The sequence below is a fragment of the Pannonibacter sp. CBAS1226 genome (assembly GCF_055685825.1).
Window position 1 is genome coordinate 112959 of the sequence record NZ_JBVOUO010000003.1, and the last position, 13900, is coordinate 126858.

The 13900-nt window shown below is 67.3% G+C and carries 13 protein-coding genes; 1 reads left to right on the forward strand and 12 read right to left on the reverse strand.

Annotated features, from left to right (window positions below; genetic code table 11):
• Nucleotides 1-52: 52 nt before the first annotated feature.
• From AC0CMF_RS10690 to AC0CMF_RS10745, 12 genes are all read right to left on the reverse strand, one after another.
• A complete protein-coding gene (locus AC0CMF_RS10690) occupies nucleotides 53-1066 on the reverse strand; it encodes an ABC transporter substrate-binding protein (RefSeq protein ID WP_374629597.1) in 1014 nt (337 codons plus the stop codon).
• A complete protein-coding gene (locus AC0CMF_RS10695) occupies nucleotides 1032-2105 on the reverse strand; it encodes an ABC transporter ATP-binding protein (protein WP_082206106.1) in 1074 nt (357 codons plus the stop codon). Before AC0CMF_RS10695 ends, AC0CMF_RS10690 begins: the two co-directional genes overlap by 35 nt.
• A gap of 150 nt (nucleotides 2106-2255) precedes the next feature.
• Nucleotides 2256-2954, reverse strand: coding sequence for an HAD-IA family hydrolase (locus tag AC0CMF_RS10700; RefSeq protein ID WP_374629599.1), 699 nt, complete (start codon nucleotides 2952-2954; stop codon nucleotides 2256-2258).
• On the reverse strand, nucleotides 2951-3655 hold the full coding sequence (rpe, locus tag AC0CMF_RS10705) for a ribulose-phosphate 3-epimerase (RefSeq protein ID WP_374629600.1): 705 nt from the start codon (nucleotides 3653-3655) through the stop codon (nucleotides 2951-2953). The genes AC0CMF_RS10700 and rpe overlap by 4 nt, the downstream gene beginning before the upstream one ends.
• Nucleotides 3652-4590, reverse strand: coding sequence for a CbbX protein (gene cbbX / locus AC0CMF_RS10710; RefSeq protein WP_050474633.1), 939 nt, complete (start codon nucleotides 4588-4590; stop codon nucleotides 3652-3654). Before cbbX ends, rpe begins: the two co-directional genes overlap by 4 nt.
• An 82-nt stretch (nucleotides 4591-4672) precedes the next feature.
• On the reverse strand, nucleotides 4673-5062 hold the full coding sequence (locus AC0CMF_RS10715; RefSeq protein WP_050474634.1) for a ribulose bisphosphate carboxylase small subunit: 390 nt from the start codon (nucleotides 5060-5062) through the stop codon (nucleotides 4673-4675).
• An 11-nt stretch (nucleotides 5063-5073) separates the two neighbouring features.
• Entirely contained in the window at nucleotides 5074-6555 is a 1482-nt protein-coding gene (locus tag AC0CMF_RS10720) for a form I ribulose bisphosphate carboxylase large subunit (protein WP_371328661.1), read from the reverse strand.
• Nucleotides 6552-7631, reverse strand: coding sequence for a class II fructose-bisphosphate aldolase (gene fba, locus AC0CMF_RS10725; protein ID WP_058899187.1), 1080 nt, complete (start codon nucleotides 7629-7631; stop codon nucleotides 6552-6554). The genes AC0CMF_RS10720 and fba overlap by 4 nt, the downstream gene beginning before the upstream one ends.
• A gap of 12 nt (nucleotides 7632-7643) precedes the next feature.
• On the reverse strand, nucleotides 7644-8903 hold the full coding sequence (locus AC0CMF_RS10730) for a phosphoglycerate kinase (RefSeq protein WP_082675977.1): 1260 nt from the start codon (nucleotides 8901-8903) through the stop codon (nucleotides 7644-7646).
• A 1-nt stretch (nucleotide 8904) separates the two neighbouring features.
• Entirely contained in the window at nucleotides 8905-10881 is a 1977-nt protein-coding gene (gene tkt / locus AC0CMF_RS10735; protein WP_472481633.1) for a transketolase, read from the reverse strand.
• A 43-nt stretch (nucleotides 10882-10924) separates the two neighbouring features.
• Nucleotides 10925-11797, reverse strand: a complete 873-nt coding sequence (locus AC0CMF_RS10740) for a phosphoribulokinase (RefSeq protein WP_050474636.1) — start codon at nucleotides 11795-11797, stop codon at nucleotides 10925-10927.
• Between the two features lie 6 nt (nucleotides 11798-11803).
• Nucleotides 11804-12814 (reverse strand): class 1 fructose-bisphosphatase, encoded by a 1011-nt coding sequence (locus AC0CMF_RS10745; RefSeq protein WP_058899188.1) that lies wholly within the window; start codon nucleotides 12812-12814, stop codon nucleotides 11804-11806.
• A 98-nt stretch (nucleotides 12815-12912) separates the two neighbouring features.
• Here AC0CMF_RS10745 and cbbR point away from each other — a divergent pair, with 98 nt between their 5' ends.
• Nucleotides 12913-13860 (forward strand): LysR family regulator CbbR, encoded by a 948-nt coding sequence (gene cbbR / locus AC0CMF_RS10750; RefSeq protein WP_050474638.1) that lies wholly within the window; start codon nucleotides 12913-12915, stop codon nucleotides 13858-13860.
• Nucleotides 13861-13900: the final 40 nt, after the last annotated feature.

Here is a 13900-nt window from a genome sequence, read left to right on the forward strand (position 1 = left end):
TATGTTTGGCCCCGGACGTCACCGGGGCCAAACACATGGCTTTAGGGTTTGCTCAGCGGTTGGTCACGGTTGCATTAAACCGTGCGATAATCTCTTCGCGCCGTGCGGCAACAGCGCTTTCATCCACCTCGATCACTTTCAGATCCGCAATGCCCGGACGCAGCCCCGCGACATCGGCACGCGCGGGCATCATCCATGTCGCGGCGACCAGTTTCTGCCCAGCGTCGGACAGCACGAAATCCACGAAGGCCTTGGCCGCGTCGGGATTGGAGGTAGAGTTCAGGATCATCATTGGGCGCGGCGCAATCACAGTGCCGCTTTCGGGCACGATCACCTCGATGGTTTCGCCGCCAGCGGCCTGTGCGTAGCTGATGTAATCGACCGCGCCAAAGACCACAGCCTTCGCGCCTTGCAGCACCGGGTTCAGTGCCGCAGCATTCGGACCGGGTACAATCATCTCGTTGGCGGCAAGCGCTGCGAGCAGGGTCCATGCCTCCTCGCCCATCGCGGTTTCCAGGCCGGCGATCAGGTCGAAGGCCGAGCCCGATTGCGCAGGATCGGGCATGGTGACCAGACCGCGGTAAGCCTCGCCCGACAGATCAGTCCATTCGGCAGGGCGCGGTGCGCCACTCTGGGTGTTCCTGACCATCGCCAGCGCCGAAATGCCTTGCGCGGTGTAATGGCTGTGCTTGAGGAAATCCGGCACATTTTCAGCATTGGGCGAGACATATTCCATCAAGAGGCCGCGTTCATGCATTTCCACAGCCGAACCCCAGCTTGCCGACACGACGACATCGGCCTGCGGGTTGGCCTCTTCGGCTTCAAGCCGGGCCATGACCTGTCCGGTCGTGCCTTGGAACACATTGACCGTGATCCCGGTTTCGGCCTTGAAAGCTTCAGCCAGCGCATCGGCCAGACCACCTGGGCCGGCGGTGTAGAAAGTCAGCGTATCAGCCTGGGCAAAGCTTCCGATCAAAGCAAAGCAGGTTGCAAAAGCAGTCGTGCGAAGCATGGGGTTCTTCCTTGTGGAGTCAGTGAGGAAAGACACGCAGGCGATCGGGATCAATCGACAGCGGAATCTGCGTGTTCAGTGCAACCGCGCGATCTGCCGGGCACACCAGGCTTGCGGTGGTCTCGTCCAGTCCCAGATGCAGCAGGTACCGGTCGCCCTGGAACTGACAGCGCAGCACTTTCGCCATCAACGCGCCCTCGGAGGCGGGGCGAACAGCCGTGCGCGGGATCAGGACGCGCGCAGGCCCCTCGGGCGACGAGTTCGCCAGATGGGGCAGGTTCAGCCGGTCATGGTTGCAGGTAAAGCCGTTCTGGCGGGATATATGCCCCTCGATCAGCGCCCCGATATTGAGGAACTGCGCCACTTCGACAGAAGCCGGGGCCGAGAAAAGCTGTTCAGGCGAGTCGATTTGCGCGATTTCGCCCCCCAGCATGACCGCCACCCGGTCGGCGATGGTGAAGGCTTCGGACTGGTCATGGGTCACATAGATTGCCGACAGTCCCAGATCACGCAGCAACCCGCCGATTTCCAGCGCCAGCCCCTCGCGCAACTCGCGGTCAAGGTTGGACAGAGGCTCGTCAAACAGCACCAGGGGCGGCTCGGCGACAATTGCACGGGCCAGCGCTACACGCTGCTGCTGGCCGCCTGACAATGTGCCGGGAAAGCGGTCTGCCAGATGCTGCAATCCCACGCGCTCAAGCGCGCGCTTGGCCCGGGTTTCGCGGTCGTTCCGTCCCAGCTTGCGCATCCGCAAGGGGAAGGCCACATTGTCGAGCACGCTCAGATGTGGCCAGATGGCGTAATCCTGAAACACCATCCCGATACCGCGGGCCTCGGGCGGGGCGTTGAAGCCGCTGCCATCGACCACGCGCTGACCCGCGATCTCCATCTGGCCGCTGGTCGCGCTTAGCAGCCCTGCTGCGATCCGTAACAGTGTCGTCTTGCCACAGCCCGACGGACCAAGGAGGGCGACGACCTCACCCGGTGCGAGGGCAAGGTCGATGTTCCCCAAGACCTTGTTGGGGCCAAATGATTTTGCGATCTGTGTCGCGATCAGCGCCAGAGAGCGATCGACTGGTAGGGGCTGTAACATTCCGCATACCTATTCGGGCTTTGTTACAGTTTTGCGTCGGTCAGTCCTTTTCGCGCGCCGCATCATGACGTCTAGACATGCTCTGGCCGAAACCTTGTTTGAGTGGGCGATCAAAAAGTATCAGGCATATCCGCCTGTACCGCGTCCGGCTCAGAAACTGGCGGTGATGTGCCGCCAGGCGCCGTCAAGGCTTGGGGTGACCCACCAGGCGCCGGAGAAGTCGCCGCCGCTCATGTAGAGGCTCGGGCAGGCGACGACCTTCAGTCCGGCCGCGCAGGCGGAAGCGACGCCGGCTTCGCTGTCCTCGAAGGCGAGGGCCGCGCCGCTGGCAATGCCGAGCCGCGCCAGTGCCAGCAGGTAGACGCCGGGCGCCGGCTTCTTGGCTCCGGCCTCGTCGCCGGCGGCGATCACGTCGAAGATTTCGCCCGCCGGGTGTCGCCACAGGGCCCGGCACAGGGCGTCGACATTCTCCGGGCTGGTGGTGGTGGCGACGGCGAGCCGCAATCCGTGGACGCGTGCCTCGGCGAGGAGGGAGAGGACGCCGGGCCGGGCCTGCAACGCGCCCTCCGCAACCATCCGGCCGTAGCGGCGGGTCTTGTCGGCGTGAAGGCGGACGATGTCCACGTCCTGCGGCAGGGCGAGGCCATGGCGGTCGCGATAGGCGCGGATGCGCTCCTTGCCGCCGGTGACGGCGAGGAGCCCGCCATAGGTGGTCCTGTCCCAGTGCCAGCCGAGCCCATGGGCGGCGAAGGCGGCGTTGAAGGCGGCCCGGTGCAGCTCTTCGGTCTCCGCCAGCGTTCCGTCGACATCGAAGATCAGCGCGGCTGGACCCGGCCGCCCGCCGCTCATCCTTCCGCCCCGGGAAGGGCAGTCGCCGCGGCATCGCGGATGGCGCGGATATTGGCGCCGTAGACTTCGGGCCTCTCCACCGAACCGCCCTTGAAGACAGCGGAGCCGGCGACCAGCACATCCGCGCCGGCAGCGGCGGCGAGGGGAGCCGTCTGCCGCGTGATGCCGCCGTCGACCTCGATATGGATCGGGCGGTCGCCGATCAGGCGGCGCAGGCGGCGCACCTTCTCCAGCTGGGAGTGAAGGAACTCCTGTCCGCCGAAACCCGGGTTGACGGTCATCACGCAGACGAGGTCGGCCATGTCCAGCAGCGGCGCGGCCGCCTCCACCGGCGTGCCCGGGTTGAGCGCGAGCCCCGGCCGCAGGCCATGGCCGCGGATCGCCTGCAGCGTCCGGTGGATATGGGGCCCGGCCTCGACATGGGCGGTGAGGATGTCGGCACCGGCGTCGGCGAAACCGGCCACGTAGGCGTCGACCGGAGCGATCATCAGATGCACGTCGAGGGTGCCGCCGACATGCGGGCGCAGGGCGCGCACCGTGGCGGGGCCGAAGGTGATGTTGGGCACGAAATGCCCGTCCATCACGTCGACATGCACCCAGTCGCAGCCCTGCGCCTCGATGGCGCGGCACTCGGCGCCGAAGTTGGCGAAGTCGGCGGACAGGATCGACGGCGCGATCCTGATGTGGCGGAGGAAGCTCATGGCTGCGCTCCTTCGCCGGCCTGGCCCGCTGGCGCGATGTCGAGGCCGCCCCGGAACACCCGGCTGGAGCGGATGTCGCTCTCCTCGATCAGGCTCAGTGTCTGCGCGTCGAGCGGCCCGCCAGCGCCGTCGAACAGCCGGTTGGCCTGGCGCAGCCGCGCCCGGTCGAAGGCATTGCGGATGGAGCGGGCATTGGCGAAATGCGGCTGGGTCCGGCGCAGACGGATATAGTCGGCCAGCGCCGCACCGGCCGCCTCCGACAGCTGGTAGTTCTGCTCGGCCATCATGAGCCGGGCGATGCGCTGCAGTTCCTCGTCGGTATAATCGGGGAAGTCGATGTGGTGGGCGATGCGCGAGCGGAAGCCGGGATTGGAGCCGAAGAACCGGTCCATGCGGTCGGCATAGCCGGCGAGGATCACCACCAGGTCGTCCCGATTGTTCTCCATCACCTGAAGCAGGATCTCGATCGCCTCCTGGCCGTAGTCGCGCTCGTTGTCGGGCCGGTAGAGATAATAGGCCTCGTCGATGAACAGCACGCCGCCCATGGCGCGCTTCAGCACCTCGCGGGTCTTCGGCGCGGTATGGCCGATATACTGGCCGACCAGATCGTCGCGGGTGACGCTGACGAGATGCCCCTTGCGGACATAGCCGAGCCGCTTCAGCAGCCCGGCCATCTTCAGCGCGACGGTGGTCTTGCCGGTTCCCGGATTGCCGGTGAAGGACATGTGCAGCGTCGGCGTCTCATGGCTGAGCCCGAGCGAGCGGCGTGCCCGCTCGACCAAGAGGAGAGCGGCCGTTTCACGGATACGCTGCTTCACCGGCCGCAGGCCGATCATGTCGCGGTCGAGCTCGTCGAGCAGTTCCTTCACGCCGGAACTCTCGAACTCCCCGCGCAGGTCGACCGTCGCGGGCGGTGGGGCGGTGTCGGCATCCATCGGTCACTTCCTTTTGGCTGGACCTTTTGAAACGGGGGCAGGGGGCGGCGGGCCGTCCACTGCCGGTCTTGCGCTTGGGAGGTCAGCGGATCACGTCATGGGTGTAGCGGATCGAGCGGCCCTCGGCCTCGGTCCGGCGCATCACGAGTGCCGGCTCGTCGCCGGGCCGGTTGACGATGAAGCTCATGGTCACCGTCTCGGCGCCGCGCGTGCTGTCGAAAGCATTGACGCGGATATAGGTCTGCGGATGCGCCTTGCGGCAGGCCTCAAGCTCCATCATCACGCCCTTGGCGTCGCGCAGGTCGAACATCGGGTTGCCCCACATGTTCCAGTAGGTGTTCCGGGGATGGGGATCATCGGTGTATTCGAGCCCGATTGCCCAGCCGCGCGACAGGCAGTAGTCGACCTGGGCGGCGATCTGTTCGCCGGTCAGGTCGGGCAGGAAGGAAAAGCAGCCCTGTGTGATGCGCATGGTCTTGCTCCTCAAACGGCGACCGCGGGCGCCGGGACGAAGTCCGACGTGTCGGTCGAGGTGTAGTTGAAGGTGATGTTGCCCCAGGTATCGAGGGCCGCTTCCAGCGGCTTGCACCACTTCGCCGCCGCGCGAAGGATCTCGGGCCCCTCGGCGTCGATGTTGCGGCCTTCGTTGCGGGCCAGCACCATGGCCTCCAGTGCGACGCGGTTGGCGGTGGCGCCGGCCTGGATGCCCATCGGATGACCGATGGTGCCGCCACCGAACTGCAGCACCACATCATCGCCGAACAGCGAGAGAAGCTGGTGCATCTGGCCGGCATGGATGCCGCCCGAGGCCACCGGCATGACCTTCTTCAGGTCCGCCCAGTCCTGCTCGAAGAACAGGCCGCGCGGCAGGTCAACCTCGTTGCGGGTCTCGCGGCAGACATTGTAGTAGCCCTGCACCGTCATCGGGTCGCCCTCCAGCTTGCCGACGGCCGTGCCGGTGTGCAGGTGGTCGACGCCGGCAAGCCGCAGCCACTTGGCGATGACGCGGAACGAGATGCCGTGGTTCTTCTGGCGGGTATAGGTGCCGTGGCCGGCCCGGTGCATGTGCAGGATCATGTCGTTCTGCCGGCACCATTCCGAGATCGACTGGATTGCGGTCCAGCCGACGATCAGGTCGACCATGACGATGACACTGCCGAGCTGCTTGGCGAAGTCCGCCCGGCGGTACATTTCCTCCATCGTGCCGGCGGTGATGTTGAGGTAGTGCCCCTTCACCTCGCCGGTTTCGGCACTGGCCTTGTTGACCGCCTCCATCACGTAGAGAAAGCGGTCGCGCCAATGCATGAAGGGCTGCGAGTTGATGTTCTCGTCGTCCTTCATGAAATCGAGGCCGCCCTTCAGGCCCTCATAGACGACCCGGCCGTAATTCTTGCCCGAAAGCCCGAGCTTCGGCTTGGTGGTGGCGCCGAGCAGCGGCTTGCCGAACTTGTCGAGCCGCTCGCGCTCCACGACGATGCCGGTCGGCGGGCCGCGGAACGTCTTCACATAGGCGACGGGCAGCCGCATGTCCTCCAGCCGCGCCGCCTTCAGCGGCTTGAACGAGAACACGTTGCCGATGATCGAGGCTGTCAGGTTGGCGATCGAGCCTTCCTCGAACAGGATCAGGTCGTAGGCGACATAGCAGAAATACTGTCCGGGCGTGCCCGGCACCGGCTCGACCTTGTAGGCCTTGGCCCGGTACTGGTCGCAGGCCGTCAGCCGGTCGGTCCACACCACCGTCCAGGTGGCGGTGGAGCTTTCGCCGGCCACCGCCGCCGCCGCCTCGATCGGGTCGACGCCCTCCTGCGGGGTGATGCGGAACAGGGCGAGGAGATCGGTCTCCTTCGGCTCGTAGTCGCCGTCCCAGTAGCCCATCTGGGCGTATTTCAGGACGCCGGCCTTGTAGCGCTTCGAGGCGTCGGTAATCCGCGTGTTGCTGTCGTCGGCCATCATCTGCTCCTTCATGCTGCCTTGCTGGGGGAACGCCGTGGATCGAGTGCGCCGGATGCGTAGCGCCGGGCCATGTCGTCCATGGGCACGGCCTTGATCCTCGAGGCATGGCCGGCGGTGCCGAAGGCCTCGAAACGGGAGCGGCACAGGTCGCGCATCGCGTCCATTGCCGGCTTCAGGAATTTGCGCGGATCGAATTCCCGTGGGCTCGTCACCGCGATGCGCCGGAACTCGGCGGTCATCGCCATGCGGCAGTCGGTGTCGATGTTGACCTTGCGCACCCCGTGGCGGATGCCGCGGACGATCTCCTCCACCGGCACGCCGAAGGTCTGGGGCATCTCGCCGCCATGGGCGTTGATGATGTCCTGGATGTCCTGGGGCACGGAGCTTGAGCCGTGCATGACGAGATGCGTGTCCGGCAGCCGCGCGTGGATCTTCTCGATCACGTCCATGGCGAGAATGCCGCCGTCGGGCTTGCGCGTGAACTTGTAGGCGCCATGCGAGGTGCCGCAGGCGATGGCGAGCGCGTCGACGCCGGTGCGGGCAACGAAGTCTACAGCCTGGTCCGGGTCGGTCAGGAGCTGCGAATGGTCGAGCTTGCCCTCCGCGCCGTGCCCGTCCTCCGCTTCGCCCTCGCCGGTCTCCAGGCTGCCGAGCACGCCGAGCTCGCCTTCCACGCTGGCGCCGACTGCATGCGCCATGGCCGCCACTCTGGCGGTGATGGCAAGGTTGTAGTCGTAGGATGCCGGTGTCCTGGCATCGGCCATCAGGCTGCCGTCCATCATCACCGAGGTGAAGCCGTGGCGGATTGCCGAGAGGCAGGTCGCCTCGTCATTGCCGTGGTCCTGGTGCAGGCACAGGGGAATGTCCGGGTAGAGCGCCGCGAGCGCCTCGACCATACGGGCCAGCATGATGTCGCGGGCATAGCTGCGGGCGCCCCGGCTGGCCTGCAGGATCACCGGCGCGTCGACGGCCTGCGCCGCCTCCATGATCGCCAGTCCCTGCTCCATGTTGTTGATGTTGAAGGCGGGCACGCCGTAGCCATGCTCTGCGGCATGGTCGAGGAGCTGCCTCAGGGTGATCAGTGCCATGTCGTTCTCCCGTCAAGACGCCGCATCGGCGCGCAGCAAGGCCTGGACGCCCGGAAGCGGGCGCCCCTCCAGCCACTCCAGAAAGGCTCCACCGGCGGTGGAGACATAGGTGAAACTCTCTGCGGCCCCGGCTGCATTGAGCGCGGCAACCGTGTCGCCGCCGCCTGCCACGGTGACGGTCTGCCCGGCATCGGTAAGACCGGCGGCGAGGCGGGCGAGCGCCAGGGTCGCCCGGTCGAAGGGCTCGATCTCAAAGGCGCCGAGCGGGCCGTTCCACAAGATGGTGCGCGCCGTATCGAGAATCCGGGCGAAGGTGGCGAAGGCCTTCGGGCCGGCGTCGAGGATCATTGCATCGGCCGGACAGGCGTCCGCCGGCACGATCTCCGCCGGGGCATGGGGCCGGAACTCGCGTGCCACCACCAGATCCAGCGGCAGGTGGACGCGGCAGCCATGCGCCTCGGCGATGGCGAGGATCTCCTGGACGGTGCCGGTCTGGCCGGGCTCGTGCAGCGAACGGCCCATCGGCATGCCGCCGGCAAACAGGAAGGTATTGGCCATGCCGCCGCCGACGATCACATGGTCGAGACGGGTTACGAGGTGTTTCAGCACGCCGATCTTGCTCGACACCTTCGCCCCGCCGACGATTGCGACCGAGGGGCGTGCCGGCGCTTCGAGCGCGGCGGCGAGTGCGGCGAGTTCCTCCATCATCAGCGGCCCGGCGAAGGCCGGCAGCAGGCCGGCGATGGCCGCCGTGCTGGCATGGGCGCGGTGGGCGCAGGAAAAGGCGTCGTTGACATAGAAATCGCCGAGCGCCGCAAGACGCGCCGCAAGCGCGGGGTCGTTGCGCGCCTCGCCTTCCTCGAAGCGGATGTTCTCCACCAGCAGCACCTCGCCGGGCCGCAGCCGGGCCGCGGCCTTGACCGCCTCGTCCAGTGTGGCGAAGTCCACGGCGCATCCGAGCGCCGCTGCAAGATCGCCGGCAATCGCGGCCAGTGACGCGCGCTCGTCGCGGCCCGTGGGCCGGCCGAGATGCGACAGGACGACAAGCGCCGCGCCGCGTGCCAGCAGGGGGCGCATGCCCTGCGCGAAACGGGTGAGGCGCGTCGCATCGCTGACCCGTCCACCGGCCATCGGCACGTTGAGGTCCGCCCGTACCACGAGCCGCCGGCCGGCCACCTCAGCCCCGGTGATCGCGGCGATGGTCACGCCCGTCTGCCGGGCGCGTTCCGATCCGGTGCGGCCGAGACCGCTGCTTACACTCCTTGCGCGCATTTCATCCCCTCCCAATCTGCCGCGCGGCCGCAACGACGGACGGCACGGTGATGTTGAAATGCTCGTAGAGCCGGGCGGCCGGGGCCGAGGCTCCAAACCCGCTCATGCCGACGAAAGCGTCAGTTGGCCTCAGCATGGTCCCGTCCCAGCCCTGGCGGAGCGCAGCCTCGATGCCGACGCGCGGCGCCTCGCCGAGCACCTCGGCGCGATAGGCGGGGTCTTGCGCGGCGAAGAGCTCGAAACAGGGGGCGGAGACCACGGCTGCGGCGATACCTGCCGTGGCGAGCTGGTCCGCGGCGGCGGCTGCAAGCTCCACCTCCGAGCCGGTGGCGATCAGCGTCACGTCGCGCCGGGCCGGCGCGCGCAGCAGATAGGCACCGCGGGCGCTGGCATTGACCGCCGCGCTGCCGCGCAGCAGCGGCAACGCCTGGCGCGACAGCACCAGCAGGCTCGGCCGCCGCGTCTCGGCAAGCGCGATCTCCCAGACCTCGGCAGTCTCCACCGCATCGCAGGGCCGCAGGACGAGAAGATCCGGAATGGCGCGCAGGCTGGCGAGATGCTCCACCGGCTGATGCGTCGGTCCGTCTTCGCCAAGGCCGATGGAGTCATGCGTCATGACATGGATGACCGGCACGCCCATCAGCGCGGCGAGGCGGATCGACGGACGGGCATAATCGGCAAAAGCGAGGAAGGTGCCGCCATAGGGACGTACCAGGCCGTGCAGCGCGAGGCCGTTCATGGCGGCAGCCATGCCATGCTCGCGGATGCCGTAGTGGATGTAGCGGCCGGCATAGTCGCCGGGCCGGATCGCGGTCATGTCTTTCGGCCGGGTGAGGTTGGAACCGGTCAGGTCGGCCGAGCCGCCGGCCACAAAGGGCAGCGCGCCGGCGACGACCTCAAGAGCCATCTCGCTGGCCTTGCGCGTTGCCACCGCCGGCTGCTCGTCAAGCAGCCGCTGCTTGTGCTCCCGCATGGCGGCCGTCAGGTCACCGGTGTCCCGCGCAAGGGCCGCGGCGAAGGCGTCGCGGTTCGGCGAGCCTGCCAGCCGGTCGCGCCAGGCGGCATGCGCCGCCGCACCCCGTGCCGCGATCCCGCCCCAGGCCGTGTAGATAGGGGCGGGGATCTCGAACGGTGCGTGCGGCCAGTCGAGCGTCTGGCGCGCCGCGGTGATCTCGTCCGGCCCGAGCGGGGCGCCGTGCACGTCGTGGCTGCCCTGCTTGTTGGGCGCGCCGTAACCGATGACGGTCCGGCAGCAGACGAGGCTGGGGCGCGGATCGGCGCGGGCCGCTTCGATGGCACACGCGATCTGCTCCCGGTCGTGTCCGTCGCAGTGGACCACGTGCCAGCCTGCGGCGGCGAACCGGGCGCCCTGGTCGGTGGAGGTGGAGAGGCCGGTGCTGCCGTCGATGGTGATGCGGTTGTCATCCCACAGCACCACGAGGCGGCCGAGCCGCAGATGGCCGGCCATGTCGATGGCCTCGTGGCTGATCCCTTCCATCAGGCAGCCGTCGCCGGCGATCACATAGGTCCAATGGTCGACGAGGCCGGGAAAGCGGGCGGCGCCCATCCGCTCGCCCAGAGCCATCCCGACGGCGGTGGCAAGCCCCTGGCCGAGCGGGCCGGTGGTGACCTCGACACCGAGGGCATGGCCGTATTCCGGATGGCCGGCAGTGCGGCTGCCGAGCTGCCGGAAGGCGCGGATCTGGTCCATTCCCATGTCCGGATAGCCAAGCAGATGGTTGATCGCATAGAGCAGCATCGACCCGTGCCCGGCCGACAGCACGAAACGGTCGCGGTTCGGCCAGCCGGCCGCCGCCGGATCAAGGGTGATGAACCGGTTGAAGAGCACCGCCGCGACATCCGCCATGCCCATTGGCATGCCGGGGTGGCCGGAACCGGCCATCTGGACCGCGTCCATGGCAAGGGCGCGCAGGGCATTGGCCATGAGCCGTTCGTTGGCCCGCAGAAGCTGGGTCATCATCATCTGTCCTTTTCAGAGGGCGCGGCAGCTGCCAGGCGGGTCAGGCCCGCTTGGCGTCGCGGATCAGCCGCTCGATCAGCGGCGTCAGGATCAACTGCATGGCGAGATCCATCTTGTTGCCCGGAATGACGATCGAGTTGGCCCGGCTCATCCAGGAGCCGTGGATCATCGCCGTCAGGTAGGGGAAGTCTATGCCACGCGGGTTCTTGAAGCGGATGACCACGAGGCTCTCGTCCGGCGTCGGGATCCAGCGGGCGATGAAGGGGTTCGAGGTGTCGACCACCGGCACGCGCTGGAAGTTGATGTCGGTCTGGGTGAATTGCGGGCAGATGCAGTGCACATAGGCATGCATGCGGCGCAGGATCGTGTCTGTCACCGCCTCGGTCGAGTAGCCCCGATGCGCCCGGTCGCGGTGGATCTTCTGGATCCACTCGAGGTTGATCACCGGCACGACGCCGATCTTCAGGTCCGCATGGCGGGCGATGTCGACGTCATCGGCAACGACGGCTCCGTGCAGCCCCTCGTAGAACAGCAGGTCGCTGTGGTCCTGGAACGGCGCCCAGGCGGTGAAGTTGCCCGGCGCGACGCCGGTTCTTGCGGCCTCGATCTCGTCATGGACATAGGTGCGGGTGCGCCCGCGGCCGGTCGCGCCATACTCGCGGAAAACTCGCTCCAGCTCCTTGAGCTCGTTGGCTTCGAACGAGAAGTGGGAGAAGGTGAAGTCGCCCGCGGCGACCCGGCGCTCCAGTTCCGCGCGCATGTCGGCGCGGTTGTAGCGGTGAAAGGCGTCACCCTCGATCGACACCGCGGTTATGCTTTCCCGCCGGAAGATCTGGTCGAAGGTGGTCTTCACCGTCGAGGTGCCGGCGCCCGAGGAGCCGGTGACCGAAATGATGGGATGCTTCTGGCTCATGGGGGGTCAGCTCCGGAACAGGCCGCGCTTGCCGAACAGGGCGGCATCGCCAGCCTCGGCAAGGTCGTGATAGGCGGTGACGCGGGCGATCTTCTCCGCGCTGCCGAAAACGAAGGGAGTGCGGCCATGCAGGCTGGCCGCGGACTGCCGCATCAGGTCGTCGACACCGTCGGTGGCGCTGCCGCCGGCTTGGGTGACCAGAAAGGCGATCGGCGCGCATTCGTAGAGGAAGCGCAGGCGGCCTTTCTCGTAGCCCTTGCGCCGGTCGGCCGGGTAGAGAAACACCCCGCCCCGGGTGAGGATGCGATGCGCCTCGGCCACCAGCGAGGCGACCCAGCGCATGTTGAAACCTTGCCCGTTGCGGCTGAGGGCGCCGGTCACCATGTCGTCGATGAAGGCCCGGACCGGTGCGTGCCAGTGATGATAGTTCGAGGCGTTGATGGCGTATTCGCTGGTCCGGGGCGGGATCGCCATCTTCGCGGCGGCCGGATGGAAGCAGCCCCGGTCCCGGTCCAGCGTGAACTTCAGCACGCCCTCACCATGGGTGACGACCAGCAGGGTCTGCGGGCCGTAGATGATGTAACCGGCGGCGATCTGCTCGCTTGCCGGGCGCAGGAAGCTCGCCTCGGCGCTGCCGGCGGCGGGATAGACCGAGAAGATCGTCCCGATCGATATGTTGACGTCGATGTTCGACGAGCCGTCCAGGGGATCGATGGCAAGCGCCAGACTGCCGCCATCCGACATCTGCAGGATGCTCTCCTGCTCTTCCGATGCGAGGTAGCGGACGGCGGAACCGCGCAAGCCGTCGATGAAGGCTTCGTCGGCGATCACGTCGAGCAGCTTCTGCCGGTCGCCGTCCGCGTTCTCCTCGCCGGAACTGGCGCCGAGCTCGCGGGCGGGGTCTCCGGCCGCGATGAGGCGGGACAGGGCCGCACCGGTGCGGCAAAGACGTTCCAGCACGTCCTGCAACGCGGCCGGAACGGCGAGTGCCGGCAAGATCTGCTCCTCGGGCCGCATCGTTTCCTCCCAGATGTGCTGCCTTGGTCGCGCAGTCTTGCCTTGCCGGATCTTTCGTGAAAATTTAATAATTCTTATTTCTGAGAAGGATTTTTTGAATGTACCATCTGGACGCGGTGACGCTGAAGCAGTTGCGGGCGCTGGCTGCCGTCGATCGCCACGGCAGCATGGCGGCGGCGGGCGCCGCGCTCGGCCTGACCCCGCCTGCGGTGCACAGCCAGCTCAAGGCGCTGGAACAGGCCTTTGGCCTTGCCCTGCTGCATCGCAGTTCCGACGCCAGCGGATCGAGCCTCACGGAAGAGGGGCGGGTATTGCTGGAGGCCCATGTCCGGATCGATACGGCGCTGTCGCAGGCGGCGCAGGAAATCCGCGCCCTGTCGGAGGGGCTGGCCGGGCGGGTGACGCTCGGGGTCGTCTCGACGGGCAAGTATTTCGCGCCGCGGCTGGTCAAGATCCTGCACACGCTGATCCCGAACATCGAGCTGGTGCTGCGCGTCGGCAACCGAGACCAGGTCATCCGCGATCTCGAGAATCGGGCGGTCGATCTTGCCATCATGGGGCGCCCGCCGCGCCAGCCGCTGGTCGAGGCGTCGGCGCTCGGGGTGCATCCGCACGGGCTGATCGCGCCGCCGGATCATCCGCTTGCGGGACGCCAGGCCCTGTCCGCCGCCGATCTCCTCGGCGAGACGCTGATCTCCCGCGAGCCGGGGTCGGGAACCCGCATCCTGATGACGCGCTATCTCGACCGGCTGGGCGACGGGCAGGTGTTCCGCCTGGTGGAGATGGGCTCCAACGAGACCATCAAGCAATCGGTGATGGCGGGGCTGGGGCTTGCGTTCCTGTCGCTGCACACGGTGACGGAGGAACTGCGCCACGGGCAACTGGTCATGCTGGCCGCGCCGCAACTGCCGATCCTGCGCCACTGGTTTCTGGTGCACCGGGCGGAGTATCCGCTCCGGCCGGCGGCGAAATCCGTCGCCGAGGCTGTTCTCGGGCTGAAGGGCACCTATTTGCCGGCAGTCGACGGGGTTTCGCATGACGTCTGAGCGATGCGGTGCACGGCGCCCATTTCCACGGCCGCGCCGG

Excerpts from the sequence above, each read along its gene's own strand:
- AC0CMF_RS10695 (WP_082206106.1), bottom strand. The coding sequence starts at position 2,105 with ATGTTACAGCCCCTACCAGTCGATCGCTCTCTGGCGCTGATCGCGACA.
- AC0CMF_RS10715 (WP_050474634.1), bottom strand. The coding sequence starts at position 5,062 with ATGCGCATCACACAGGGCTGCTTTTCCTTCCTGCCCGACCTGACCGGC.
- cbbR (WP_050474638.1), top strand. The coding sequence starts at position 12,913 with ATGTACCATCTGGACGCGGTGACGCTGAAGCAGTTGCGGGCGCTGGCT.
- AC0CMF_RS10700 (WP_374629599.1), bottom strand. The coding sequence starts at position 2,954 with ATGAGCGGCGGGCGGCCGGGTCCAGCCGCGCTGATCTTCGATGTCGAC.
- AC0CMF_RS10720 (WP_371328661.1), bottom strand. The coding sequence starts at position 6,555 with ATGAAGGAGCAGATGATGGCCGACGACAGCAACACGCGGATTACCGAC.
- fba (WP_058899187.1), bottom strand. The coding sequence starts at position 7,631 with ATGGCACTGATCACCCTGAGGCAGCTCCTCGACCATGCCGCAGAGCAT.
- rpe (WP_374629600.1), bottom strand. The coding sequence starts at position 3,655 with ATGAGCTTCCTCCGCCACATCAGGATCGCGCCGTCGATCCTGTCCGCC.
- cbbX (WP_050474633.1), bottom strand. The coding sequence starts at position 4,590 with ATGGATGCCGACACCGCCCCACCGCCCGCGACGGTCGACCTGCGCGGG.
- AC0CMF_RS10740 (WP_050474636.1), bottom strand. The coding sequence starts at position 11,797 with ATGAGCCAGAAGCATCCCATCATTTCGGTCACCGGCTCCTCGGGCGCC.
- tkt (WP_472481633.1), bottom strand. The coding sequence starts at position 10,881 with ATGACCCAGCTTCTGCGGGCCAACGAACGGCTCATGGCCAATGCCCTG.
- AC0CMF_RS10730 (WP_082675977.1), bottom strand. The coding sequence starts at position 8,903 with ATGCGCGCAAGGAGTGTAAGCAGCGGTCTCGGCCGCACCGGATCGGAA.
- AC0CMF_RS10745 (WP_058899188.1), bottom strand. The coding sequence starts at position 12,814 with ATGCGGCCCGAGGAGCAGATCTTGCCGGCACTCGCCGTTCCGGCCGCG.